Below are 24535 nucleotides of genomic sequence, written 5' to 3' on the forward strand. Positions count from 1 at the left end.
CAGGTCATGCCCAAGGGCACCCTCAAGGACCTCTAAAGCCCAATAGGAAACACTGATCCATGTACACACTCGCGTTGGTACCCCAGGTTCTTCGAGACAAGGCGCGCCGTGCAGCGGGTAGTGGTTCTACCCGCAAGCGGCGCAACGCTGGATCGGGGAACTTGGGGTACCAACCCCACAAGCCACTCAATGCAGGGGCTCGGCCGCTTTTGCGCGCGCACGGCGTTGCGGCTCCCTTGTGCAGAATGACTGCACGGCAGTCGCCGCGCCTTGTTCGCACGCAAAAGCGACTCGAGCGCGAGCGTGTACATGGATCAGTGTTTCCTTAAGGGTCTTCGAATATGCGCAATTCCTTTCCGGCGTGGCTGTACGCCCTGATCGTTGTCGTGGTGGTGGGCGCGGGGCTCTATGCCGCGCCCAACCTGTTCCCGGAGGACCCGTCCGTCCAGGTCGGGAATCCGACCACTGGCGAGATCGATCAGAACATCCGTGAGCTGATGGGGACGATCCTCGGTGCCCAGGGCGTCACACCGCATACGCTCGAGGAACAGGACGACGGCCAGATTCTGTTGCGGTTCGCAACCACCGACGAACAGTCGACCGCGGCCGAGATCCTGCGCAATGCGCTGGATGACAATCATACCGTCGCGTTGAACATGGCCCCGGCGACGCCCAACTGGCTGCGCGCCATCCATGGCCAGCCGATGGCATTGGGACTCGATCTCCGCGGGGGCGTGCACTTCCTGTTCGAGGTGGACCTGGATGCGGTGATTGGCACGGCGATGGAACGTTATTCGAACGAACTGCGTGGGCGCCTGCGAGAGGAGCGCATGTCGTTCGACACCGTGGAACGCGATACTCGCGATCTGACGGTAATGTTCGAGAGCGAGGCCGAGCGCGACGAAGCCGAGAGCTGGCTGCAGCGTCAGTATCGCGACGAGCTGGTCTGGGAGTCGCGTGGCTCGGGTGACACGAGCCGCCTGGTGGCCACCCTGGATGACGACCACCTGACCGAGCTGCGTCGCCAGGCGTTGCAGCAGAACATCTCGACCCTGCGTTCGCGGGTCGACGAGCTTGGTGTGGCGGAACCGATCATCGCGCAACAGGGCGAGAACAGGATCGTCGTTCAGCTCCCGGGCGTGCAGGATACCGCGAGGGCGAAGGAGGTCCTCGGGGCGACCGCGACACTGGAATTCCGTCTGGTGTCGGAGAGCGGCGATCCGCGGGAGGCGGACGAGACCGGCCGGGCACCTTCGGGCACGCGGCTGTATCACGAGCGGGATGGAACACCGGTGCTTCTGCAGCGGCAAGTGATGCTGACCGGTGAGTACATTACCGATGCCTCTTCCGGGTTTGCCCAGGACACGGGCGGCCCGGCAGTGTTCATCAACCTGGACGGCCAGGGCGCGCGCATCTTCTCGCGGGTGACCGGCGACAATGTCGGGCGCCTGATGGCGACCGTGTTCATCGAAACCACTACCGAGACGGTGGAGGAAGATGGTGAGCAGGTCATGCGCACCTCGCGCAGCGAGGAAGTGATCAACGTCGCGCGGATCAACGAGCCGCTCGGTGCGCGCTTCCAGATCTCCGGGCTGGACAGCAGCCGCGAGGCCCGCAACCTGGCGCTGCTGCTGCGTGCGGGTGCGCTGGCAGCCCCGATGTCGATCGTTGAGGAACGCACCGTCGGCCCGAGCCTGGGGCAGGAGAACATCGACCGCGGCATGCAGTCGGTTGTCATCGGCTTCATCGCAGTGATGCTCTTCATGGTGCTGTACTACCGGGTGTTCGGTCTCATCGCGAACGTGGCACTGGCACTGAACCTGGTCTTCATCGTGTCCGTGCTGTCCATGCTGCAGGCGACCCTGACCTTGCCGGGCATTGCGGGGATCGTACTGACCGTGGGTATGGCGGTGGATGCCAACGTTCTGATCTTCGAGCGGATACGCGAAGAGCTTCGGAATGGGCTGTCACCGCAGGCCGCTATCGCCTCGGGGTATGACCGCGCGTTCACGACGATCGCGGATGCCAACGTCACTACGCTGATTGCGGCTTTGGTGCTGTTCCTGTTCGGGACCGGACCGATCAAGGGTTTTGCGATCACGTTGTCGATCGGGATCATCGCCTCGATGTTCACCGCGATCATCGTGACCCGCGCCATTGTCAACCTGACCTACGGGCGGCAGCGTCGGCTGAACCGCCTGGCCATCTGAGCGCCGGGAGACCTGCATGCTTCCGCATCTGAATTTCGCCGAATCGAATCTCGATTTTCTCGGCAAACGCAAATACGCGATCACGTTCTCGCTGATCCTCATCCTCATCTCCGTGGCTCTGCTGGCCACAAGGGGGCTGAATTTCGGGATCGACTTTACCGGCGGCACGCTGGTGGAGGTCGGGTATCCCGAGGCGGTCGAGCTGGACCCGATCCGCGACACGCTCGCCGAAGGCGGCTTTGCCGGTGCTCAGGTGCAGACCTTCGGCACTTCGCGCGATGTGCTGATCCGTCTGCCCCCGAGCGAGGATGACGACGATCCGGCCACGCTCTCCAACCGGGTGCTCAACGCCTTGCAGGACGGGGGGCCAGACGATCCGGATCTGCGACGTGTCGAGTTCGTGGGGCCTGCCGTGGGCGAGGAGCTGCGCGAGCAGGGCGGGCTTGCGATGATCTATGCCCTGGCGGGGATCCTGATTTACGTGGCGGTTCGGTTTGAGTGGCGGTTCTCGATTGGCTCGGTCCTCGCGCTGGTGCATGACGTGGTCATTACGCTCGGGATCTTCTCCCTGCTGCAGCTCGAATTTGATCTCGGGGTGCTTGCAGCCGTGCTCGCGGTCATTGGTTACTCATTGAATGACACTATCGTGGTCTACGACCGAATACGGGAGAACTTCCGCATATTGCGCAAGAAGGGTACCGAAGAGGTCATGAACATCGCAGTGAACAAGACACTGGCGCGTACGATCGTCACCAGTACGACGACCTTGCTGGTGCTGTTTTCTCTGGTGTTCCTTGGAGGGGCTGCATTGCAGAACTTCTCGATCGCGCTGATCATCGGCGTGATCGTGGGGACCTACTCGTCGATTTTCATTGCAGCCACCGCGGCTTTGTTGCTGGGCGTTGACCGCCAGGTGCTCCTGCCGGTGAAGAAGGAAGGTGCGGAGGAAGATCAGACGCCTTAGGGAATACATGATCCATGTACACGCTCGCTGCTTCGTCGCTTTTGCGTGCGAACAAGGCGCGGTGACCGCCGTGCAGTCATTCTGCACAAGGGAACCGAAACGCAGTTCCCACGCCTGTTTTTGATAACAACGGGCAGCCGAGCCCCTGCTTCAATGGCTTGTGGGGTTGGCACCCCAGGTTTTCCGAGACAAGGCGCGCCGTGCAGCGGGTAGTGGTTCTACCCGCAAGCGGTGCAACGCAGGATCGCGGAACCTGGGGTGCCAACGCGAGTTTGTACATGGATCAGTGTTTCCCTAGGCGGCGAACGCATAAAAGGCGGGTACAAAAAAGCCCGGCAAGCCTTTGGCTGCCGGGCTTTTTTTGGCTCACGCTGACAATCAGAACGCGAGCGCTTCCTTGATAATGCGCTCGACCAGTTCGTTCACGTCGCGCAGGCTCTTTTTGGAGTCCTTTTCACCGACTTCGGGGACCGGCGAATAACCCATGTAGATGGTGCCGGGCTCGTCTGTCAGTTCGTAGATGGTGATCACGTAGGGGCAGAACACCATATTGTGGGGGTCCGCCTCCATGGTGGCTCGCGAATAGGTCGCACTGCAGAACTCCACTGATCGGCCTTCCAGATAGATGCCTTCGCCCCGTTCCTGATTCGCCGTGCGATCGAGCATGCTGGCGATGTGGCCGACATTGTTGACGACCATTCCCTCGGCGCTGATGGCCTCTTCAATCATTTCGAAGTAGTGATCGAAGTCGCCCTCGATCTTGAATATGACGCGCTCGTCGGTCTCCATCACGGTCTCATAGGCGCTGGCCGTGGCGCCCAGTGCCAGTCCGGCGCTCAGGGTGAGTGCGATGGCCGAACGGCGCAGCAGTTGGGTCAATTGGGAGAATGCCTTCATGGTTCCTTCCTCGTCATGGGTTCCAGGGGGCCAGGCCCCGTTTAGTCTGCTGGGTCGAAGAAATGGCCCGCGAATTGGATCCGTGGGGCCCAGTACGGATTGTCGAGGTCCTCGATGCGAACCTGTCCGCGCGAGCTGGGCGCATGGACGAATCGGCCTTCACCGACATAGACCCCGACGTGGTCGATTTGATTCCCGTTGATTGCGAAGAACACGACATCCCCCGGACTCGGGTCACCCTTGCGCTGTGTGGCGGACTGAGCCTGCTCGGAGGTGGTGCGGGGGACGTCGCTGCCGGCTTCGCGGTAGGCGCGCTGTACCAGTGCGGAACAGTCGAGACCGTTGGCGTCGGTGCCGCCGTAGCGATAGGGCGTATCGAGGTGCCCAAGTGCCGCCAGCACGACTTCCGAACGCTTCAGCTCCGCTTCCGGCGCCAGGCTCATGGGGCCCTCGGCAACCCGGGGTTCCGGCTCGGTCTTGAGGGGTTCCGGTGCCGGGCCGCGCGGCTCCGGGCCGGCCGCGCAGCCGACGAGGGCGAGCACCATCCCGATACAGGCGAACCCGTAGACGATCCGGGCCGCTACCGGGCTAGAACATCTCGGTTTCTTCATAGCTTTCCGGTACCTGGAACAGCGCCTCGCTCAGGGAATCGGTCGACAGGCCCGCGAGCCGGGTCGTGACGCCGTCGTGCTCGCGGACTTCAAGAGGAACCCCCTCCACGCGCGGGAGCAGCGACGCCCCCATCTGGGAGGCCATGGGGCCCCCGGCCTCAAGCGCGCGGAGCGACAGCTCGTAGAGCCGGTCCATCAGGGCGCCGAGGGTCTGGAAGTCGGAGTCCTCAAGGCCCAGAGACTGCGCGTCGGCGACGCAGACGGTGCTCTGGGGCTGGTCGTCGATCAGCACGTCGATCTCGCGGCAGACAAACTCTCCGATCTCGCGCTCTTCGCCGGTCTCGCGCGTGCGGATTTCGGCCTCGAAACCCTCTGGGCCGATGCCCAGTTGCTGCTTGAGCTGCTCGCGAACGTCGGGGGGGAGCTGCTCCATCTGGCGGCGAAGGTCGCTGACCATGTCCGTCATCGCCTGGATCTGCTGATCCATTACCTCGCGCGTGAGCGGCAGATAGGTCTGCTCGTCGTCGTCCACCACGGTCAACTGGTCATTGCGTGCGTCGAACAGCATGTACCCGGAGGTCCCGCTGATGGCCTCGTTCAGCTCCATGCGGATCATGTGATCGCGTACGAGGATCTGGCTCTCGAGGCCTTCATCGTCGATGTAATGCAGGACGGCGTCGGCCTGGGCAGGCAGGGCCGCTGCCAGCAAGAGGAGCCAGGCGGCCGGGAATAGGGCGAGCGTACGGGACATGGGCATTCGCAGGTGTTGAGCCAGGCGCTATTGTGGCATGGAAGCCGGTGGTCAGGCGGGAACCGGCTGCAGGAGCTGGTGTGCCAGGGCGTCGGTGTCCAGCGGCTGCTCCGGGGCGACTTCCACGACGCCCTCGGCACTGGTCGGCCATTCCTGCTGCGGACGTTGCTGTTGCATCACCTGGTAGTCCGCGTCGGATGCGTCCTGACCGGCGGCCGCGCGCTGCTCCAGGCGCTCCTGCAAGACCCTTTCGCTGGCATGGCAGGCGACAACGGCGAAGCCCGCCTGGTGGCGGGCGGCCAGCTTCTGGAACGGTGCCCGCTGGGCGCGCGTGAGGAAGGTGGCGTCGACGATGACCGTGTGCCCGAGTGAAAGCAGGTTGTCCGCGCGCTGGCGCAGACGGTCGTAGATCTGGCCGCGGGCCTCCCTGCTGTAGGAGACGTCGTCCCCCAGGCGCTTGCGCTCGATGTCGGAGCGCAGACGCAACGCCCCGAGTGCCTCGATGACCTGCGTGCTGATCACGGTCTTGCCGCTGCCCGACACGCCGTGCATCAGTACCAGCCGGGGGGTGCCGGGCTCGGTCAGGCGTTCGGCCAGTGCCAGGTAGCGTCCCATCTCGGCGCGGTGAGCGGCCTGTTCGTCCGATGGGAGATGGGACTCCTGGGCGTGGATGCCCTGCACCTTGGCGCGAATGAGTGCCCGGTAGACCTGGTAGAGGGGCAGCAGGGTAAGGCCGGCGATGTCGTCGCGGCCGTCCAGATAGGCATTCAGCAGGCGCCAGGCATGGGCCCGGGCCTTGCGTGACAAGAGATCCATCGTCGTGAACGCGATCTCGGAGATTACGTCGATCCAGCGCAACTCGGGATCGAACTCGATGGCATCGAACGCCGCCAGGGTTTCGCCTTTTTCGTCGTCGATGTAGACGATGTTGCCCAGGTGCAGGTCGCCATGTCCGTGACGGATAAAGCCCTCGCGGTGACGCGATTCGAGAAGAGGCCCGAGTCGTTCAATCTCGCGCCGGGTCCAGTTCTCCAGCGCCTTCAGCCGGGCCCGGTCAGCCTCGCCACGGATCGCTTCGCCAAGGGCCGGGAAGTTGTCCAGCATGGGCTGGGTCGCCGCTTCGGGGGTGCCATGCGGCGAGTCGGCGCCTGCCCGCTCGGTACGCTCATGAAAGGCGGCGATGTACTGGCCGAGGTCATCCATGGCCGAGGTGGGAAGCTGATCCTTGTCCAGCAGGTTGTCTAGTTGCTTGCGGCGATCAAAACGACGCATGCATACCGCGTAATCCAGTATCGGGCCTTCGCCGTTGATGCGAGGAGCCGCGGGGTCGCCGTTCAGGGTCACGACGTCGAGATAGATCTGGGGCGCGAGGCGGCGATTCACCTCCAGCTCGGTCTGGCAGTAGTACTCGCGCGCTTCCAGGGTGGAGAAATCCAGAAACCCCAGGGCCAGCGGCTTCTTGAACTTGTAGGCCCGGTCGCCCGCGAGGATGACCGTCGAAATGTGGGTGTCGATCCGCAGGATCTGATCGCCTTGAGGGGGCGAATCCGGAAACCCGACTGTGTCAATCAGGGCCTGCAGTCGTTGTTGTTGTTCGTCCAGCGCGCTCATCACGCCTCCGTGGGATTGGCAACTCGCGATCGGGTGGACGGCTTTTGTGCCGATTCGTTCCCGGAAACACGGCCTTCGCGGCATGTCCGCGGTTCCGGGTCAGGTTAACATTGGGGCCATTCCTGTTCCTGGCCGCTGTTAGCACATACCCGATGCCCCGAAAACGTACTGCCCGTTCCCGCCGAGGTTCCCCATCTGGAGGCCTGCGCCGTTTCTTCGGTGCCGGGGCGTGGCTGCTTGCCGGGCTCTTGTTGGCCGGTATCGGGGTCGGGGCGGTGTACGTGGTCTCGCTGGACCAGGAGATCCGCGAGCGTTTCGAGGGGCAACGCTGGGCGTTGCCAGCCCGAGTCTATGCGCGCCCGCTGGAGCTCTACGACGGACGGGTGCTCACGCCGCAGGCGCTGGAAACCGAACTCGAGGCGTTGAACTACCGTAGTAGCGCCGAGGGCAGTGGGCCTGGCGAATACCGCGTAGACGGAAACCGGGTCTCGTTCACTACCCGACCCTTCACCTTCGGTGACGGGCCGGAGCCCGCCCATTCGGTCCGAGTGGACTTCGGCGATGGACGGGTCCAGTCCATCCGCGAGCAAGGGAACGACGAGCGGGTGGACCTGATGCGCGTCGAGCCCTTGCTGATTGGGAGCATCTATCCGACCCATGGCCAGGATCGCATCCTGGTCTCGATCGACGAGGTGCCGCGCGAACTGATTGGTGCGCTGCTTGCGATCGAGGACCGGCGCTTCATGTCGCACCGTGGGGTGGACCCGGCGGGGATTGCCCGGGCCGCCATGGCGAACCTGCGGGCGGGCCGGACGGTCCAGGGTGGCAGCACGCTGACACAGCAGCTGGTCAAGAACTTCTACCTCACAAGGGACCAGACGCTGGCGCGCAAGGCCAACGAGGCGGTTATGGCCCTGTTGCTGGAGCGCCGCTATTCCAAGCGGGAGATCCTCGAGGCCTATCTCAATGAGGTGTATCTGGGACAGGCTGGCGAGCGCGCCATCCACGGCTTCGGTCAGGCCTCGCAGTTCTACTACCAGCGCCCCCTGAACGAGCTGCGCCTGGATCAGCTGGCGCTGCTGGTGGGGCTCGCCCGTGGTGCGAGTTACTACGATCCGCGCCGCCACCCCCAGCGTGCCAAGGCGCGCCGCGATCAGGTGCTGCGGGCGATGCTGGAGACCGGCCTGGCCGATGCCGAACAGGTCGAGGCCGCGCTGGATACGGAACTGGATGTATCCCCCGTTGTGCCTCGGGGGCGGAGCCGTTTCCCGGCGTTTCTCGACATGGTGCGTCGCGAGCTTCGCGCCGACTACGCGGACGAGGATCTGCGCAGCGAGGGGCTCCGGATCTTCACCACGATGGACCCGGTCGTGCAGCTGACCCTGGAAGAACGCCTGGAAGCGGGCGTGGATCGTGTGATCGAACAGCGCGGCTCCAGGCTGGATGGACTGCAGGCCGCCGGGGTCGTGACTGATCCGCAGGCGGGTGAGGTGCTGGCCGTTGTGGGGGACCGGAATCCGCAGTATCCGGGCTACAACCGGGCGGTGGAGGCGCAGCGCCAGGTGGGGTCGGTACTCAAGCCATTCGTCTATCTGGCGGCGCTCACGCAGCCCGGGCGCTATACGCTTGCGACCGTGCTCGATGACAGCCCGATGACCGTCCAGCTGCCGCATGGCGAGCCCTGGACGCCACGCAATTTCGATCGCGAACACCGGGGCGAAGTAACGGCATGGGAGGCGCTGGTACAGTCCTACAACGTCGCCACGGTCCGGCTGGCCGAAGAGATCGGCATTTCGCAGCTGATTGATGTGCTGCAGACGCTTGGCCTGCAGCGCACGCCGGCACCGCTGCCCTCGCTGGCCCTCGGCGCGATCGAGTTGTCGCCGCTGCAGGTGGCCGGGCTGTATCAGGCGCTGGCCAATGGGGGCTATGCGACCGGCACCCGTGCGATCCGCGATGTCCTCGATCTCGAGGACGAGGTCCTGTCTCACTATGGTCTGGAACTGCGAGGGGCCGTACCCGATGGCGCGGTCAGCCTGCTGACCCACGCCCTCCATGATGTGACCACGGAGGGTACCGGGCGGCAGATCGCCCAGCGTCTCCCGGGACAAGTGGTCGCCGGCAAGACCGGTACCACGAACAACTTCCGCGACAGCTGGTTTGCCGGCTTCGATGATCGTTACGTCACGGTGGTCTGGCTGGGCATGGACGACAATGAAGCGACGGGCCTGACTGGCGGGGCGGCGGCAGCACCCATCTGGGCCGACGTGATGGCCGGTCTGGGTGTCCAGTCGCTGCGGCTCGATCATCATCCCGAGGTTGCCTACCAGGAGGTTGATCTGAAGTCCGGTCTCCGTGTGGAAGAGGAGGATCATGCCTGCGAGGCGGTGAAAGCACTCCCGTTCTGGCAGAATTCCATTCCCGAGGGCCGTGCCGACTGCGACACGGGCTATGCCCCGGACGAACGAGGCTTTTTCGAGAGACTGTTCCGTTGATGACCTTTATGCCCACCATGCGCCTGAGCCCGTGGCTTCGGCCCCAGCCGTTCGCTGCATTGCTGGCTGCGATGTTTCTGGCTGCCTGTGCGGTGCCGGAAACACGGGCACCGGCGCCGGAGCAGCCCCCGGCAGCCGAGGCACCCGAGCCGGAGCCGATCCCGCACGAGGATGCGCGGGAGCCCGAGCCTGCTGCGGAGCCGGAGGCCACGCCGTCGGCCGCGCTGGCCCTGGCCGAGCAGGCGGAAGGCTCGCGCAGCGAGGGCAACCTCGAGCGCGCTGCCCAGCAGCTGGAACGTGCCCTGCGGATTGCCCCGCGCGATGCCGCGTTGTGGCACCAGATGGCCCGCATCCGGCTGGAGCAGGGCAATTACCCCCAGGCGGACCGTCTGGCCGGGCGCTCGCTGCAGCTGGGCGGCGAACGGGATCGCTCCCTTGCTCTGGAAAACTGGCGGGTGATCAGGGCCGCGCGCGAGGCGATGGGTGACGAAGAAGGCGCTCGGGAGGCCCAGGAGGCCATTCAGAGGCTGGAAACCGGCGTTGTCTGAGTTCGCTGAATCACCCGCGACGGTCGAATCCGGGTCGGCAGCGGTGCGCGCTCTGAGTCCCGGGGGCGATTTGGCCGAGGCACTGCACGGGTTTCGCCCGCGCGAGCCGCAGCAGCGCATGGCGGCGGCCGTCGAGTCGGCTCTGGGGCAGGCCCCGACCGCATTGCTGGTCGAGGCTGCCACCGGGGTTGGCAAGACCTATGCCTATCTGGTGCCGGTCCTGCAGGCACGGCGCAAGGCGCTGGTGTCGACGGGCACCAAGACGCTGCAGGACCAGCTCTTTGATCGTGACCTGCCAACGGTATGCGAGGCGCTGGGCTACCGTCCGCGCACCGCACTGTTGAAGGGCCGCGCCAACTACCTGTGCCATTACCGCCTGGAACTCGCTGCCGCCGAGGCCCGGGGGCAGACGCAGCGTGGCGCCCGGCGCGAGCGCATGCCCGTGATCGAAGCGCTGCGTCAGTTCGCGCGCACCCATCCCACCGGCGATCTTGGACAGGCCGGCATACTGGCCGAAGACTCGCCCCTGTGGCCACAGGTGACCTCCACGGTCGACAACTGCCTGGGCGGCGAGTGTCCGCAGTACAACGACTGCTTTGTGGTGCAGGCGCGCAAGCGCGCACAGGACGCCGATGTCGTGGTCGTGAATCACCACCTCCTGCTGGCCGACATGGCATTGAAGGAAGAGGGCTTTGGCGAACTCCTGCCGGAAGTGGATGCCGTGATCGTGGACGAGGCGCATCAGCTGCCGGAGATCGCCGGGGCATTCTTTGGCGTGGCTGTGGGAAGCCGGGCGCTGCGCGACCTGGCGCGGGACGTGCGTCGGGAGCAAGAGCAGGCCGCCCCGGAGATGGTGGCGATTCGCGAGGCCGCGGTAGATCTCGAGACCGTGGTGAAGACGCTGCTCGATGCGACACAGGGCATGGACGCCCGCGCCGCCTGGGATGCGGTGAACGAGAGGGGCCGGATGGACCCGTCGATCGAAGAACTGGACAAGGCCCTCTGCACGTTGGTTGATGCCCTGGCGCCGGCCGTCGAACGGGGGCCCGGCCTCGAGCAGGTGCAGGGGCGTGTACTGCTGATGCGGGAACGCCTGCAGGCCTGGCGCGAAGATACGCCGGATACCGTGGCCTGGGTGGAGCGCTTCGCCCAGAGCCTGATCCTGCACAGGACGCCGCTGGATGCCGCGCGACCGCTGGCGCAACGGCGGGCCGCACGCCCCGCCGCCTGGGTATTCACCTCGGCGACGCTGGCCGTTGGGGAAGATTTCAGCCACGCCGCGCGCCGGCTGGGCCTTCCTGTGGATGTCGCCCAGGAGCGCCTGGAAAGCCCGTTCGACTTCGGCCGCCAGGCTTGTCTGGTGCATCCGCAGCCGCCGCTGCCCAACCCGAACAGCCCCGACTTTACGCGGGCCTGTGTCGCCTGGGCCTGGCCGCTGCTGCGCGATAACCCGGGTGGCGGGTTCTTTCTGTTTACCAGCCATCGTGCCCTGCAGGAAGCGGCGACACTGCTGCGGGCCGAGCTGCCCGACCGCGAACTGCTGGTGCAGGGCGAGCAGCCCCGGAACGACCTGCTCGCGCGCTTTCGCGAGAGCGGGAACGCCTGGTTGCTGGGGGCCCACAGCTTCTGGGAGGGCGTCGACATCCGGGGCGAGGCCCTGTCGGTGGTGATCATCGACCGGCTGCCGTTTGCGGCGCCGAACGATCCGGTGTTGCAGGCCCGCGCGCAGGCGCTGGAGGCCGAAGGTCGCTCGCCGTTCATGGAGTTCAGCCTGCCGCAGGCGGTGCTGGCCCTGAAGCAGGGGGCCGGGCGCCTGATTCGCGATGCCAATGACTCCGGCATCCTCGCGATCTGTGATCCCCGCCTGACTGGAAAGTCCTATGGGCGCCGGTTCCTGGCCAGCCTTCCACCGTTTTATCGGACGCGGGATCCGATTGCGGCGCTGCAGTTTCTCGCGACCGCCCGGGAGCGTGTGGGATGCGACTGATCGCCATCGAGACCTGTACCGAGATGTGCTCCGCCGCCTTGTGGGTGGACGGCGTCCTGGAAAGCGTCGAGGTCCGCGCCCCGCGCCAGCATGGCGAGCTGATTCTCCGGCAGGTGGAGGAGCTGCTGGCTCGGTCGGATATCGCTCGCACGTCCCTGGATGCCGTCGCCGTGGGGCGTGGCCCCGGGGCGTTCACGGGTGTCCGCCTCGGCTTGGGCGTTGCGCAGGGGATGGCCTTCGCGCTGGATTGTCCGGTCATCCCGATATCGACCCTGCAGACGCTCGCACAGCAGATCGTGAGTGAACGACCCGATGCCCCGCCGGGCGAGGTGCTTGCGGCCCTCGACGCCCGCATGGGCGAGGTGTACTGGAGCCTGCATGCGATTGTCGACGGGCGTGCGCAGTCTGCGCCGGAGCAGGTCACGGCACCCAGTCAGGTGTTGCCCGCCTGGCGCGGCACTCCGGATCGGGGCATTGGCGCCGGGTTCGCCGCCTATCCCGAACTGGTCGAGCGCAGCGGCCTGAGCGAGGAACGGCTCTATCCGGATGCGCTGCCGCGGGCGCGCGAGGTCGCTGTGCTGGCCGTGGATGCCTGGGAACGGGGCGAAGCCATCCCGCCCGAACAGGCCCAGCCCGTTTATCTGCGCGACAACGTCGCCGAGCCGTCGAGGCCGCGAGGGGCGGGAACGTGACCACAACGCCGCTGTACCCGTGGTCGCCGCCGATTACCGGGCGGATGAAAACGGCTCCGGAAGATTTCTGCGTGTTCGAACGCCCCGCGACCGAGCCGGAGGGCAGTGGCGAGCATCTGTGGCTGGAGATCGAAAAGCGCTTGCTCAACACCGAGGATGTTGCCGTCGCGCTGGCGCGGGCGTGCGGGGTGCCGCGGGGCCAGGTGAGCTATGCCGGGCGCAAGGACCGGCAGGCCGTCACGCGGCAGTGGTTCAGCGTGCAGTGCAGGGCCGCGGCCGAACCGGACTGGCAATCTCCGGCGAGCTTGATGGAGCGGTTGGGCGAACACGCAGACGGCGAGGTTCGGGTGATGCGTGCCGAACGGCATTCGCGCAAGCTGCGCACCGGACACCTCGCGGGGAACCGCTTTGTCGTCTGGCTGCGCGAGGTTGCGGGCGATCGCGACATGGCGGAACAGATCCTTCGGCGTATCCGGCAGCAGGGGGTGCCGAACTACTTCGGTCAGCAGCGCTTCGGCCGCCGCAACCTGGAACAGGCCGAGCAGTGGCTGGGCGGCGGAAGGGCGCCCCGGGGGCGCAACCAGCGCAGCCTGCTGCTGTCAGCGGCGCGTTCCGCGATCTTCAATGCTGTGCTGGCCGAGCGTGTGGCTGACGATACCTGGGCACGGTTTCTGCCGGGCGACGTGGCGACGTTCCAGGGGTCCGGCAGTGTGTTCGCGGTTCCCGAGGTGACCGCGGATATCGAGCAGCGCCTGGTGGAAGGGGCGATTCACCCGACGGGCCCGCTATGGGGTCGCGGAGAGGCATTAACGACAGGCGATGTGCGCATTCGGGAGGCGGAGTGCGCCCGACGTTTCGAGACCCTGGCGTCGGGTCTTGAGGCCCAGGGCATGAAGCCGGCACGCCGTGCCCTCAGGATGCTTCCCGGTTCACTCGGCTGGGAGTGGCAGGGAGATGACTTGCGGCTGGAGCTTGAGCTCGGCCCCGGCGAATACGCGACCAGTATTCTTGACGCACTGATCAGCGAGGCACCTGAAGCCCTCGCGCTGTAGTGGCCTGACGGTCAGACGGAACGGGCCCCGGTTTGCCTGAGCTCTTGTTCCGCTTTTTCGGCGCGCTGCTCGGCCTCGATCCGGGCCGTAATGTCTTTCTGGATGCCGATGTAGTAGGTCAGGTGATCTTCGTCGTTGAACACGGGTGTGAGCGACAGCTCGTTCCAGAACAACGAGCCATCCTTGCGGTAGTTGCGCAACGTGACGCGGCAGGGCCGGTTCTCCCGTATCGAGGCGCGGATCTCGGCGCGCGCTTCCTGATCGGTGTCGTCACCCTGAAGGAAGCGGCAATCGCGGTAGAGGATCTCCTCCGAGCGATAACCGGTCAGTTCTTCGAAAGCGCGATTGACGTAGATCAGGATGTGGTCGTCGCCTTCGCGTTCGGCGATCACGACGCCGTCGTTGGAGGCGTCGACCGCGAGGGCCAGGAGCTCGGCATCAATCGTTCGTGTCATGGTTCGGTCACATTCGTTTTCTGGGCGACCCGGCGGGAGCGCCCTTGAGGGGCGACCGCCCTGGCTAACCCGGTGCTTCGAAGTTATCACGAATGTTCCCCGATGCGGGGGTGGTTCTAGCGTCGGACAGGAGAAAGGCCGCCCGGAGGCGGCCTTTCAAGGGTGTTGCTGTCGGGTACTTTACATCTCTTGCGTGATGGTGAAGGCACCGCGAACCTCGCCTTCGCTGTAGCCTGTGGCCTGGTCATCGGGGTACAGGCGTTCCAGGGCGTGTTTCACGTCCCGGTCGATGTCCGTGCCATGGCAGGCGAGGCAGGCACCACCGGTTGGAATCGCCGACATGAAGCGGAAGCGGGCGCCGTCCTCGTCCTCGACCACTTCGTGGCGCGGGGCGAGTTCATTGGCCGGGATGCCGTCGGCATGCTGGGACTCAAAGTGTTCCAGCTGGATTCGTTCCCACTCGTCCGGACTGTTGTCGGGGTTGCGGATCTTCAGGCTGGTGCGGCCCACTTCCCAGCCCGTGTCGGCGGCGATGTCATCCGCGATTTCGGGGGCCCGCTCGTTACACACCTCGATGGCCTGGGTGGGGCCGCCTTCTTCCATTGCGGCGACGAGTTCACCCTGAAGGGTGCTGGCGAACTGCTCGATGGCGGCGCGCGTTTCGGCGATGCGCTCCTGCAGCTCTTCGTCGGTCATCGCCTTGCTCTGCTCGTCGCCAAGGGCGTGGCCACTTGTGCCCACGAATGCGGCCAGGCCAAGGGCGATCGGGGCTAGTTTCCTGATGTTCATGAATAGGGCCTCCCAATGCACGGTCCGTTGCGCCCCACGGGGCTATACAATACTTGTACGGATAATGGTACGAGTTCTGGGGATTTGCAAGGATCGGGACGGGAAAAATGTGAACCAGGCCCGCCTTGCCTTCCCAGCCTGGAACCAGTCTAAGGTCAACGATCAGTAAATGGGAATATGTGACTGAAGTATAGCTGGAGGGCGCCTTAACGCTGCGTTAACGGGGTTTTGCTGCGTGCCGTTTCAGGAGGACATACACAGCCCCGGTGCCACCATCGGTGGGTGGCGCAGAGCAGAACGCCAGCACATCCTGGCGCTGGCGAAGCCAGTGATCGGTCAGGCCCTTCAGTACCGGTCCTTTCTGGCGGGAGCGCATACCCTTTCCGTGGACCACGCGCACGCAGAGCCTCCCGCGTTCGCGCGCCTGATCGAGAAACAGGGCGATGGCCTGTCTGGCCTCTTCGGCGAACATCCCGTGCATGTCGAGCTCGTCTTCCACGCGGTAGTGCCCGTTTCGCAGCTTGCGGAACACACGCTGGCTAATGCCGTTGCGGGCGTAGCGGAGCTCGTCACCCGGCTGGAGATCGGATGCACCGATCGGGTCGCTGAGCCAGTCGGCATGGGCAGCGGCCTCGTCACGGTCCCGCTGGCGTGCCCGGGCGGGCGGGCGGGGTTTGCCCGTATCGGCCTGGTCATGCTGCAGGCGTCGCACATCGCCAATCGCGCGCAGGAATTCGTCCGCGTCGTTGGACATCTGGTTGGGATCGTCGCCGGAGTTCATGGCAGGATACTCGCGTTTTCAGTGGCGTGGACGGAGACGGGCCTCGGGAGTGCGAGGTTCATGATCACGCGCCCTGTTCCGATTCCAGTATATTAGGCATCTTCCCAGCGACCCCAATCCGCATGCGCATTCTGGTAAGTAACGATGATGGTATCCATGCGCCCGGCATACAGTGCCTGGCGGGTTGTCTGCGTGAAGTCGCGGAGGTGCGCGTGGTCGCGCCGGATCGAGATCGCAGCGGCGCCTCCAACAGTCTGACGCTCGTGCGGCCCGTTCGTGCCCGCGAGGTGGCAGGGGAAGGGATCCAGGTGGACGGAACGCCGACCGACTGTGTGCATCTCGCGCTGACCGGTCTGCTCGGGGACTGGGAGCCGGACGTCGTGATCTCGGGGATTAACTCCGGCGCCAACATGGGGGATGACGTGCTTTATTCGGGTACGGTTGCGGCGGCGATGGAAGGCCGTTTTCTGGGGTTGCCGGCCATTGCGGTCTCGCTGGTCGGTACAGACCTGAAACATTACGCGGCAGCCGGACAGGTCGTCCTCAACCTGCTGGACCGGATTCATCGTGTACCACTGCCGGCAGCTACGATCCTGAACGTCAATGTCCCTGATCTGCCTCGCGAGGAGATTCGCGGAGTGCAGGCGACGCGCCTGGGTAATCGGCACCGTGCCGAGCCGATGATCGCGGACGCCGATCCACGCGGGCGCCCGATCTACTGGGTGGGCCCGGCAGGTTCGGAGCAGGACGCAGGCCCAGGTACGGATTTTCATGCGGTGCGAGAGGGATATGTGTCGGTGACTCCCATTCAGGTGGACCTAACGCGTTACGACGCCATCGATACGGTGGGTCGCTGGCTGGAGGATGCAACGCCCGGGAGCCACCATGGTTCCTGATGCGCGTGGGGCCGGGTTGACGTCGGGTCGGGCGAGGGAGCGGCTGATTCGTTTGCTGGAGGGTCAGGGCATTCAGGATCGCCGGGTGTTGGAAGCCATCCGTGCCGTGCCCCGGCATTTGTTCGTGGAAGAGGCGCTGAGCCACCGTGCCTACGAGAACATCGCCTTGCCCATTGGCCACCGGCAGACGATCTCGCAGCCTTTTATCGTGGCGCGCATGACCGAGGCGCTGCTGGAGGGCGGCCCCGTGAGCACGGTGCTGGAGATCGGTACGGGTTCGGGGTATCAGGCGGCAGTGCTGGCGCCGTTGGTGGACCGGGTGTACTCCGTCGAGCGTATCCAGGCGCTCAGTCGGAACGCGAGGGAGTTGCTGAGTCGACTGGGGATCAACAATGTCAATCTGCGCCATGGTGACGGGGCGGAAGGGTGGCCCGAGCGGGCGCCCTTCGACGGGATCCTCCTGACTGCCGCTCCACACAACGTCCCGGAAACCCTGCTGACCCAGCTCGCACTCAATGGTCGTCTCGTTGCCCCCGTCGAGGGACCGGACGGGCGTCAGCAGTTGGTGCGCTACACGCGCACCGAAGAGGCCTACGTGCGCGATATCCTCGACGCGGTGATGTTCGTACCGATGTTGCCCGGTGCGGAGCAGTAAGGTGCCGGTATGGCCGAGCATGACCGATCCAGCCGACGGGATATCGCATGAAGCTGTTTGAGCCGCTCTATGACCGCGTCATGCAGTGGTCCCGGCACCGGCATGCGCCACGTTATCTGGCAACGCTCTCCTTCGCCGAGTCTTCCTTTTTTCCGGTGCCGCCGGATGTCATGCTGGCGCCCATGGCGGCTGCCCGTCCGCGGTCAGCATGGTATCTGGCCGCTCTGACCACGATCTTCTCCGTGCTGGGGGGGCTGCTGGGCTTTCTGATCGGGTGGGCGGCGTTCGAATGGATCGGGCCATGGCTGGAGCGCTGGGGATATGGCGCGGAGCTCGCGCAGGCGGAGGCATGGTTTGCGGTATGGGGGGTCTGGGTCGTGCTGATCGCCGGGTTCTCGCCGATACCCTACAAGCTGTTTACGGTGACGGCCGGGGCCTTGTCCATGGCCCTGATTCCATTCGTGATTGCTTCGCTGATCGGGCGGGGGTTGCGGTTCTTCCTGGTGGCGCTGGTCATGGCGTGGGCGGGTCCGCGCGCCGAACGGCATCTGCGACCCTATATGGAGCGAATTGGCTGGGCGGGCGTGGTGGTGCTGCTGGGTGCGATCGCGATCGTCTGGTTCATGGAATAGTCCCTTGACACGGGCATTGGGACAAGCAGTTGCACTGGTGGCGATCGCCGGGCTGGTGATCGCGCTGTTCAGCGGCTGTGCCGCGCGGGCGCCCAGCCCGGCACCCGATTCGCCGCGCACGGGCGAGCGGGTCCCCGAGACACATACTGTTCAGCGCGAAGAGACTCTGTACCGCATTGCGCAACGCTACGGTCTGGAGTGGCGTGAACTGGCCCAGCGCAATGCGATCAGCGCTCCGTACATTATCTATCCCGGCCAGGAATTGCGCCTGCGCGGTGGCGCGCGCTCGTCCCCCCCCGAAGCCCCCCGCCGGGAGCAGGAAGAAATGGGGACCGCGACCCGCAGCGACGCCGACGATGGCAGCGCCGGGGAATCCACGCGCTCTGAGCCACCGCCGGATGACCCGGGCGGTTGGCAATGGCCAGCCGACGGCGACGTGTTGCGTAACTTCTCGAGCAGCGGGGCCCGGCGCGGTCTGGCCATTGGCGGAGAACGCGGTGACGACGTACGGGCAACGCGGAGCGGTGAGGTGGTCTATGCAGGTGGCGGCCTCGTGGGGTATGGTCGACTAATAATCCTGAAACATGATGCGCGCTTCCTGAGCGCCTATGGCCACAATGACGAGCTGCTGGTGGCTGAAGGGGATCAGGTCGAGGCCGGTGACACCATCGCGCGCCTGGGGTCATCCGGAGCGGAAAGGCCCATGCTGCATTTCGAGATACGGGTGGACGGGACGCCCGTGGATCCGACGCGGTATCTGCCGGACCGCTAGGGAAACACTGATCAATGGATGGGTACTTAACATCGCGGTCGTTTGTCTCAGGCCCGCGGGGCGCGCTCCCTCGGTCAGCGGCTTGAGGGGGCCTTTGGTGTTTGGATCCGCGTTGTCGGGCCTCCAGGTGCGTGGACATCGGTTGTGCCGGTCGAGCGCCGCGGCTGGCTGCAGCGGTGGGTTCGCAGCGGGAGGCATGGGTAAACGTATGCGCCAGCATGTGGCTCACTAGCCCGGCTTAACAGGGAGTACAGTTCATCCATGGCGAAATCCCGGAAACCGGTCGACTCGGAGACGGACGCAGACCACTTGATGGGCGAGGAAAGTGGTCTGTCGAGTGGAGGAGATCCGGACCATCTACTACGTGCGAACGGTGATCCCCTGGCGACGGATCAGGGTAATCCGGAAGACGGCGTATTGCCGGCGCCGGATGACGAGAAGGAGCTTTCCCCGGAACAGGATTTGCCAGTGCGCCCCCGCACGCTGCGCGATGCGCGTCCAGCCGAGCTCGACGCGATCCAGATCTATCTGCGCGATATCGAGTATCGGCCGCTGCTGACCCCCGAGGAGGAGCGCAAGTACGCGCGTCTGGCACGGGACGGCGATGAAGCGGGTCGGCGGCGCATGATCGAATGCAACCTCCGCCTGGTGGTGAAGATCGCACGGCGCTATCTGAATCGTGGTCTCCCGCTACTGGATCTGATCGAGGAGGGCAATCTCGGGTTGATGCATGCGGTCGAGAAGTTCGACCCCGAGCGGGGCTTTCGTTTCTCGACTTACGCGACGTGGTGGATCCGGCAGACGATCGAGCGGGCCCTGATGAACCAGGGCCGGACCATTCGCATACCCGTGCATGTCAGCAAGGAACTTCGCATGCATGCACGTATCGCGCGCAACCTGACCCAGGAGTTGGGGCGCGACCCTACGGAAGAGGAACTGGCGCAACGTCTGGGCAAGCCGGTGGCCGAGGTCCAGAAACTGAGGGCGATGTCGGAGCCCTCTACCTCCATGGATCTGCCGCCAGGACCGGATGGCGAGCGATCCCTGACGGATATCCTCGCCGACGTCAACGCTCAGGAGCCGTCGTCTCTGCTGGAAGACCAGGATATCCAGCACCTGGTGGAGGAGTGGTTGGGGGAACTCGACTACAAGCAGCGCGAGGTCCTGGTGCGGCGGTTCGGGCTTCACGGGTTTGAACGCTCGACCCTGGAGCAGGTGGGGGCCGAGATCGGCGTGACGCGGGAGCGCGTGCGGCAAATCCAGATGGACGCGCTCAAGCGTCTTCGCCGCCTGCTCGAATCGCGCGGCATGAAGGGCGACGAAGTCCTGCCGAAATCCTAGGGTCTAGGGTAGGCCCGTGGCCGGGTCGGGAGCCTGCCCTTACTCGCCGCCGTCGATGATTAGCGCGGCCGCGACCTCGCGACCCTCCGCCATGATGAGATTGTACGTCCGACAAGCGGCGGCGGTATCCATGATCTCCACCCCGAATCCCTCGTTGCGCAAGTAGCGCCAGACCTTCCGGTCCGGGAATTGCTGTACCTCGCCGGTACCGATTAGCAGCACTTCGGGGGGGTGGTGGATCACGGAACTCAGGTGTTCGACTGCCAGCGCATCGATGGTATCAACCGGCCACTCCTGCTCCAGTGAGTTCGGGCGCACGATCAGGCTTCGGGTATACCCGACCTGATTGATCCCTACCGCGCCGGACTCGTAGCCGGTCACGATGTAGGTTTCCTCGCTGGTGACTTCGGAGAACAGCATGGGCTACACGCTACTCCGGGCGCGTGGCAGGCTCAAGAACAGCCATTTGCAACGTGGCCGATCCAGTGCCGGATTCGTTGACAGAGGCGGGCCCGGGTTATACTTTGGCGCGCTTTCCGGTGCAAGGGGATTCCGCGGCGTTCCCCCGATCTGCTGCCGGCTCGCTTGGCCCAACCAGGACCTGACCCGTGACCGACGCCTTTCCTCGTATCGAACGCCTACCGCCCTACGTCTTCAACATCGTGAATCAGTTGAAGGCCGAGGCGCGTGCCCGCGGAGAGGACATTATCGACTTTGGCATGGGCAACCCGGACCAGCCGACGCCGCGTCACATCGTCGACAAGCTGTGCGAGGCGGCCCAACGGGGCGACACTCACCGCTACTCTGTGTCGAAGGGGATCCCGCGCCTGCGCCGGGCGATCACCCGGTGGTACAAGACTCAATTCGACGTCGAGCTGGACCCGGAGACCGAGGCGATCGTGACCATCGGCTCCAAGGAAGGCCTGGCGCACCTCGCGCTGGCGACGCTGGGGCCGGGGGATGCCGTGCTCGTCCCGAACCCCGCCTATCCGATCCATCCTTATGGCTGCGTGATTGCCGGGGCGGATGTGCGCCATGTGCCCCTTACGCCGGAGGTCGACTTCTTCGCCGAGCTGGAACGGGCCATTCAGGACTCCTGGCCGAAGCCGAAGATGCTGATCCTGAATTTCCCGGCCAATCCGACCACGCAGTGCGTCGATCGGGAGTTTTTCGAGCAGGTCGTTGCGATCTGCAAGGAACATGGGATCTGGATCGTGCATGACCTGGCCTATGCGGAGATCAGCTTCGACGGCTACAAGGCGCCGTCGATTCTGGAAGTGCCGGGGGCGAAGGACATCGCGGTCGAGTTCTACACCCTGTCGAAGACCTACAACATGCCGGGCTGGCGTGTTGGTTTCATGTGTGGCAATCCGACGCTCGTGGCCGCGCTTGCGCGTATCAAGTCCTATCTGGATTACGGAACCTTCACACCGATCCAGGTCGCTGCGATCGCGGCGCTGGAAGGCCCGCAGGACTGCGTGGAGGAGATTCGCGAGCTTTATCGTTCTCGGCGCGACGTGCTGTGCGAAGGGCTCGACAAGCTGGGCTGGCACGTGGAGAAGCCGAAGGCGACCATGTTTGTCTGGGCACCGATCCCGGAGGCCTACCGCGAGATGGGATCGCTCGAATTCGCCAAGAAGCTGCTGCGTGACGCCAAGGTGGCCGTCTCGCCGGGGATCGGCTTCGGCAACTACGGGGACGATTTCGTGCGCTTCAGCCTGATCGAGAACGAGCAGCGCACGCGCCAGGCGCTACGGGGCATCAAGGCCATGTTCCGTGCCGACTCGATCCTGGCGGATGCGGCCACCGAGCCGCCGGCGCCGGCTCGAGGCGAATAGCAATCAGGAATTCATCCGGGCGCACCGCCCGCACGCAGAGCAGACAAGACAAGGCTTTTATGACGCCGGTAAAGATTGGAATCCTGGGACTGGGCACGGTTGGCTGCGGCACAGTCAATGTGCTGGACCGCAACGGAATCGAGATCGCGCGACGGGCAGGCCGTGGCATCCAGGTAGTGGCCGCCGCCGCGCGCGATGTCCAGCGTGAGCGCGAATGCGACTGCTCGCAGATCCGCCTGACCACGGACCCGGCGGCGGTCGTCAACGACCCGGAAGTCGAGGTCGTTGTCGAACTGATGGGCGGCACCGACCCGGCGCTGAACCTGGTCCTGGCCGCGATCGATGCCGGCAAGCACGTCGTCACCGCCAACAAGGCCTTGATCGCATTGCATGGCAATACGATTTTCCAGCGTGCCCAGGAGAAGGGCGTGATGGTGGCGTTCGAGGCCGCGGTGGCCGGGGGCATCCCGATCATCAAGGCCATCCGCGAGGGCCTGGCCGGCAATCAGATCGAGTGGCTGGCCGGGATCATCAACGGCACCGGCAACTTCATCCTGACGGAGATGCGCGACAAGGGTCGGGATTTCGACGACGTCCTGGGCGAGGCGCAGGCACTGGGCTATGCCGAGGCCGACCCGACCTTCGATGTGGAGGGTATCGATGCCGCGCACAAGCTGGCAATCCTGGCGTCCATCGCGTTCGGCATCCCGCTGCAGTTCGACCGTGTGGCGGTCGAAGGCATCAGCAATATCACGCGCGAGGATGTCGGATTTGCTGCCGAGCTGGGCTATCGCATCAAGCATCTGGGAATCGCGCGGCGCACCGACAAGGGCTACGAGCTTCGCGTTCACCCGACGCTGATCCCGGAGCGCCGATTGATTGCCAATGTCGATGGCGTGATGAACGCGGTGCTGGTCAATGCCGACGCGGTCGGCCCCACGTTGTACTACGGCGCGGGTGCCGGTGCCGAGGCGACCGCCTCCGCGGTGGTGGCCGATCTGGTCGACGTCGTGCGCGCCCTGACCACGGACCCCGAGAACCGGGTCCCGCATCTCGCCTTCCAGCCGGATGCCCTGTCGGACAAGCCGGTGCTGGACCTGTCCGAGGTGGAGACGTCCTTCTACCTGCGCCTGCGCACCCAGGACCGTCCGGGCGTGCTGGCCGATATCACCCGTATCCTGGGCGAGCACGGCATCAGCATCGAGGCGATTCTCCAGCGCGAGCCGGACCCGGAGCGCGGCGAGGCCACGATCATCATGCTGACGCACAAGGTCCGCGAGGGTGCGATGAACGAGGCGATCGCCGCACTCGAAGCACTGGACCACCTGCTGACCCCGATTACTCGCATCCGCATGGAAGGGCTGGGCCGCTGAGCCTGCGCTCTTGCTTTCGCAAAGACTAAAGAGAACACCATGGCCTTTGGACACCGCTATACCGGACTGATCGAGCGCTACCGTGACCGCCTGCCGGTCCACGACGACACCCGCATCATCTCGCTGGGCGAGGGCAACACGCCGTTGATCCGACTGAACAACATCCCGCGCGATCTGGCGCGCGAGGTCGAGATCTACGTGAAGTTCGAGGGCCTGAACCCCACCGGTTCGTTCAAGGACCGCGGCATGACCATGGCCGTCACCAAGGCTGTGGAAGAGGGTTCGCGTGCGATTGTCTGCGCCTCTACCGGCAACACTTCGGCCGCGGCCGCCGCCTATGCGGCACGGGCCGGGATCACCGCATTCGTCGTGATCCCGGATGGCAAGATCGCGATGGGCAAGCTGGCCCAGGCGATGATGCACGGGGCGACGGTCATCCAGATCGAAGGCAACTTCGACGATGGCATGCGCCTGGTGAAGGAGGTCGCCTCCAACACGCCGGTGACACTGGTGAACTCGGTCAATCCGTACCGGCTGCAGGGCCAGAAGACCGCCGCGTTCGAGATCGTCGAGGAGCTCGGCCGTGCGCCGGACTACCACTGTCTGCCGGTGGGCAATGCAGGCAATATCACCGCGCACTGGATCGGCTACAGCGAGATGGCGGCCAAGAGCAGCGACGACGTGACCGAGGCCTGTTCCTACTGCAAGGGCCACTGCAAGTACGCCGGCGGCGGCATGGTAGGGAACCGGCCGCACATGGTCGGCTATCAGGCGGCCGGGTCCGCGCCGTTCATGCGCGGGGCGATGGTCGACAACCCGGACACCGTGGCTACTGCGATCCGCATCGGGCATCCGCAGTCCTGGGACATGGCCTGGAAGGTGCGCGAGGAGTCCAGCGGCTGGTTCGACGAGTGCCAGGACGACGAGATCCTGGCCGCGCAAAAGCTCCTGGCCGAGAAGGAGGGCGTGTTCTGCGAGCCGGCGTCTGCGGCATCGCTGGCCGGCGCCCTGCGCGACATCCGCGAGGGCAGGATTCCGGAAGGGTCCACCGTGGTGTGCACCCTGACCGGTAATGGCCTGAAAGACCCGGACACCGCGATCGCGCAGAGTGTGGTGCAGCCGACCAAGGTGCCGGCGGAACTGGAAGCGGTCTCCCGCGCGATTCGCGACAACCTCGCCTGAGGG

Annotated in this window: 23 protein-coding genes; 15 read left to right on the forward strand and 8 right to left on the reverse strand. The window is 65.1% G+C overall.

Going from position 1 to position 24535, the window contains the following annotated elements; translation table 11 throughout:
- Window positions 1–341: 341 nt before the first annotated feature.
- On the forward strand, window positions 342–2210 hold the full coding sequence (gene secD / locus G372_RS0109090; RefSeq protein WP_018864245.1) for a protein translocase subunit SecD: 1869 nt from the start codon (window positions 342–344) through the stop codon (window positions 2208–2210).
- Between the two features lie 16 nt (window positions 2211–2226).
- Complete coding sequence (secF, locus tag G372_RS0109095) at window positions 2227–3174, forward strand: protein translocase subunit SecF (RefSeq protein ID WP_018864246.1); 948 nt, start codon at window positions 2227–2229, stop codon at window positions 3172–3174.
- A 378-nt stretch (window positions 3175–3552) separates the two neighbouring features.
- Here the strand turns inward: secF and G372_RS0109100 are convergent, their stop codons facing one another.
- The 4 genes from G372_RS0109100 to G372_RS0109115 are packed head-to-tail and all read right to left on the reverse strand — an operon-like array spanning window position 3553 to window position 7044.
- Window positions 3553–4071 carry a DUF302 domain-containing protein gene (locus G372_RS0109100; protein ID WP_018864247.1) on the reverse strand — a complete coding sequence of 173 codons (519 nt, stop codon included), beginning with the start codon at window positions 4069–4071 and terminating at the stop codon, window positions 3553–3555.
- Window positions 4072–4112: 41 nt separating this feature from the next.
- Window positions 4113–4616 carry a C40 family peptidase gene (locus tag G372_RS0109105; protein WP_018864248.1) on the reverse strand — a complete coding sequence of 168 codons (504 nt, stop codon included), beginning with the start codon at window positions 4614–4616 and terminating at the stop codon, window positions 4113–4115.
- A 43-nt stretch (window positions 4617–4659) separates the two neighbouring features.
- Window positions 4660–5433 carry a hypothetical protein gene (locus G372_RS0109110; RefSeq protein WP_019624193.1) on the reverse strand — a complete coding sequence of 258 codons (774 nt, stop codon included), beginning with the start codon at window positions 5431–5433 and terminating at the stop codon, window positions 4660–4662.
- A gap of 51 nt (window positions 5434–5484) precedes the next feature.
- Window positions 5485–7044: a bifunctional aminoglycoside phosphotransferase/ATP-binding protein gene (locus tag G372_RS0109115; RefSeq protein WP_019624194.1), complete on the reverse strand. Its 1560-nt coding sequence runs from the start codon at window positions 7042–7044 to the stop codon at window positions 5485–5487.
- A gap of 152 nt (window positions 7045–7196) precedes the next feature.
- Between G372_RS0109115 and mrcB the strand changes: the two genes are divergently transcribed.
- The 5 genes from mrcB to truD are packed head-to-tail and all read left to right on the forward strand — an operon-like array spanning window position 7197 to window position 13818.
- Window positions 7197–9539, forward strand: coding sequence for a penicillin-binding protein 1B (mrcB, locus tag G372_RS0109120; protein ID WP_038070561.1), 2343 nt, complete (start codon window positions 7197–7199; stop codon window positions 9537–9539).
- Window positions 9539–10087 (forward strand): tetratricopeptide repeat protein, encoded by a 549-nt coding sequence (locus G372_RS0109125; RefSeq protein WP_019624196.1) that lies wholly within the window; start codon window positions 9539–9541, stop codon window positions 10085–10087. Before mrcB ends, G372_RS0109125 begins: the two co-directional genes overlap by 1 nt.
- Before the next feature lie 43 nt (window positions 10088–10130).
- A complete protein-coding gene (gene yoaA / locus G372_RS0109130) occupies window positions 10131–12074 on the forward strand; it encodes a DNA repair helicase YoaA (protein WP_026278997.1) in 1944 nt (647 codons plus the stop codon).
- On the forward strand, window positions 12065–12766 hold the full coding sequence (gene tsaB, locus G372_RS0109135) for a tRNA (adenosine(37)-N6)-threonylcarbamoyltransferase complex dimerization subunit type 1 TsaB (RefSeq protein WP_019624197.1): 702 nt from the start codon (window positions 12065–12067) through the stop codon (window positions 12764–12766). Before yoaA ends, tsaB begins: the two co-directional genes overlap by 10 nt.
- Window positions 12763–13818 (forward strand): tRNA pseudouridine(13) synthase TruD, encoded by a 1056-nt coding sequence (truD, locus tag G372_RS0109140; protein ID WP_155998821.1) that lies wholly within the window; start codon window positions 12763–12765, stop codon window positions 13816–13818. The genes tsaB and truD overlap by 4 nt, the downstream gene beginning before the upstream one ends.
- 11 nt (window positions 13819–13829) lie before the next feature.
- Here truD and G372_RS0109145 read toward each other — a convergent pair whose 3' ends face one another.
- From G372_RS0109145 to G372_RS0109155, 3 genes are all read right to left on the reverse strand, one after another.
- Window positions 13830–14273 (reverse strand): PAS sensor domain-containing protein, encoded by a 444-nt coding sequence (locus G372_RS0109145; protein ID WP_018864256.1) that lies wholly within the window; start codon window positions 14271–14273, stop codon window positions 13830–13832.
- A 180-nt stretch (window positions 14274–14453) separates the two neighbouring features.
- Window positions 14454–14969, reverse strand: a complete 516-nt coding sequence (locus G372_RS0109150; RefSeq protein WP_026340376.1) for a Tll0287-like domain-containing protein — start codon at window positions 14967–14969, stop codon at window positions 14454–14456.
- A gap of 310 nt (window positions 14970–15279) precedes the next feature.
- Window positions 15280–15843: a Smr/MutS family protein gene (locus G372_RS0109155; protein WP_018864258.1), complete on the reverse strand. Its 564-nt coding sequence runs from the start codon at window positions 15841–15843 to the stop codon at window positions 15280–15282.
- Window positions 15844–15965: 122 nt separating this feature from the next.
- Here G372_RS0109155 and surE point away from each other — a divergent pair, with 122 nt between their 5' ends.
- The 5 genes from surE (at window position 15966) to rpoS (ending at window position 20139) form a co-directional block, all read left to right on the forward strand.
- Window positions 15966–16739, forward strand: a complete 774-nt coding sequence (surE, locus tag G372_RS0109160; RefSeq protein WP_018864259.1) for a 5'/3'-nucleotidase SurE — start codon at window positions 15966–15968, stop codon at window positions 16737–16739.
- Window positions 16729–17394, forward strand: coding sequence for a protein-L-isoaspartate(D-aspartate) O-methyltransferase (locus tag G372_RS0109165; RefSeq protein WP_026340377.1), 666 nt, complete (start codon window positions 16729–16731; stop codon window positions 17392–17394). The genes surE and G372_RS0109165 overlap by 11 nt, the downstream gene beginning before the upstream one ends.
- A gap of 47 nt (window positions 17395–17441) precedes the next feature.
- On the forward strand, window positions 17442–18026 hold the full coding sequence (locus tag G372_RS0109170; protein WP_018864261.1) for a YqaA family protein: 585 nt from the start codon (window positions 17442–17444) through the stop codon (window positions 18024–18026).
- A 37-nt stretch (window positions 18027–18063) separates the two neighbouring features.
- A complete protein-coding gene (locus G372_RS0109175; RefSeq protein ID WP_019624201.1) occupies window positions 18064–18798 on the forward strand; it encodes a peptidoglycan DD-metalloendopeptidase family protein in 735 nt (244 codons plus the stop codon).
- A 261-nt stretch (window positions 18799–19059) separates the two neighbouring features.
- A complete protein-coding gene (gene rpoS / locus G372_RS0109180) occupies window positions 19060–20139 on the forward strand; it encodes an RNA polymerase sigma factor RpoS (RefSeq protein WP_026278999.1) in 1080 nt (359 codons plus the stop codon).
- A 39-nt stretch (window positions 20140–20178) separates the two neighbouring features.
- On the opposite strand, the gene G372_RS0109185 is transcribed toward rpoS, so the two are convergent.
- The gene (locus tag G372_RS0109185) at window positions 20179–20559 is read right to left on the reverse strand and encodes an Mth938-like domain-containing protein (protein WP_018864264.1); all 381 of its coding nucleotides are present in this window, start codon (window positions 20557–20559) and stop codon (window positions 20179–20181) included.
- A 188-nt stretch (window positions 20560–20747) separates the two neighbouring features.
- On the opposite strand from G372_RS0109185, the gene alaC reads away from it, so the two are divergent.
- Genes alaC through thrC form a run of 3 tightly spaced genes read left to right on the forward strand, consistent with a single transcriptional unit; the run spans window position 20748 to window position 24532 of the window.
- Window positions 20748–21977: an alanine transaminase gene (alaC, locus tag G372_RS0109190; protein WP_018864265.1), complete on the forward strand. Its 1230-nt coding sequence runs from the start codon at window positions 20748–20750 to the stop codon at window positions 21975–21977.
- A gap of 59 nt (window positions 21978–22036) precedes the next feature.
- Entirely contained in the window at window positions 22037–23350 is a 1314-nt protein-coding gene (locus G372_RS0109195) for a homoserine dehydrogenase (RefSeq protein WP_019624203.1), read from the forward strand.
- 39 nt (window positions 23351–23389) lie between these two features.
- Window positions 23390–24532: a threonine synthase gene (thrC, locus tag G372_RS0109200; protein ID WP_018864267.1), complete on the forward strand. Its 1143-nt coding sequence runs from the start codon at window positions 23390–23392 to the stop codon at window positions 24530–24532.
- Window positions 24533–24535 lie beyond the last annotated feature (3 nt).

Source organism: Thioalkalivibrio thiocyanoxidans ARh2 (assembly GCF_000385215.1).
GTDB lineage: Bacteria > Pseudomonadota > Gammaproteobacteria > Ectothiorhodospirales > Ectothiorhodospiraceae > Thioalkalivibrio > Thioalkalivibrio thiocyanoxidans.

Coding starts and splice junctions, on each gene's coding strand:
- secD (WP_018864245.1), top strand. CDS start 342: ATGCGCAATTCCTTTCCGGCGTGGCTGTACGCCCTGATCGTTGTCGTG.
- secF (WP_018864246.1), top strand. CDS start 2,227: ATGCTTCCGCATCTGAATTTCGCCGAATCGAATCTCGATTTTCTCGGC.
- G372_RS0109100 (WP_018864247.1), bottom strand. CDS start 4,071: ATGAAGGCATTCTCCCAATTGACCCAACTGCTGCGCCGTTCGGCCATC.
- G372_RS0109105 (WP_018864248.1), bottom strand. CDS start 4,616: ATGGTGCTCGCCCTCGTCGGCTGCGCGGCCGGCCCGGAGCCGCGCGGC.
- G372_RS0109110 (WP_019624193.1), bottom strand. CDS start 5,433: ATGTCCCGTACGCTCGCCCTATTCCCGGCCGCCTGGCTCCTCTTGCTG.
- G372_RS0109115 (WP_019624194.1), bottom strand. CDS start 7,044: ATGAGCGCGCTGGACGAACAACAACAACGACTGCAGGCCCTGATTGAC.
- mrcB (WP_038070561.1), top strand. CDS start 7,197: ATGCCCCGAAAACGTACTGCCCGTTCCCGCCGAGGTTCCCCATCTGGA.
- G372_RS0109125 (WP_019624196.1), top strand. CDS start 9,539: ATGACCTTTATGCCCACCATGCGCCTGAGCCCGTGGCTTCGGCCCCAG.
- tsaB (WP_019624197.1), top strand. CDS start 12,065: ATGCGACTGATCGCCATCGAGACCTGTACCGAGATGTGCTCCGCCGCC.
- G372_RS0109145 (WP_018864256.1), bottom strand. CDS start 14,273: ATGACACGAACGATTGATGCCGAGCTCCTGGCCCTCGCGGTCGACGCC.
- G372_RS0109150 (WP_026340376.1), bottom strand. CDS start 14,969: ATGACCGACGAAGAGCTGCAGGAGCGCATCGCCGAAACGCGCGCCGCC.
- G372_RS0109155 (WP_018864258.1), bottom strand. CDS start 15,843: ATGAACTCCGGCGACGATCCCAACCAGATGTCCAACGACGCGGACGAA.
- surE (WP_018864259.1), top strand. CDS start 15,966: ATGCGCATTCTGGTAAGTAACGATGATGGTATCCATGCGCCCGGCATA.
- G372_RS0109165 (WP_026340377.1), top strand. CDS start 16,729: ATGGTTCCTGATGCGCGTGGGGCCGGGTTGACGTCGGGTCGGGCGAGG.
- G372_RS0109170 (WP_018864261.1), top strand. CDS start 17,442: ATGAAGCTGTTTGAGCCGCTCTATGACCGCGTCATGCAGTGGTCCCGG.
- rpoS (WP_026278999.1), top strand. CDS start 19,060: ATGGCGAAATCCCGGAAACCGGTCGACTCGGAGACGGACGCAGACCAC.
- G372_RS0109185 (WP_018864264.1), bottom strand. CDS start 20,559: ATGCTGTTCTCCGAAGTCACCAGCGAGGAAACCTACATCGTGACCGGC.
- G372_RS0109195 (WP_019624203.1), top strand. CDS start 22,037: ATGACGCCGGTAAAGATTGGAATCCTGGGACTGGGCACGGTTGGCTGC.
- thrC (WP_018864267.1), top strand. CDS start 23,390: ATGGCCTTTGGACACCGCTATACCGGACTGATCGAGCGCTACCGTGAC.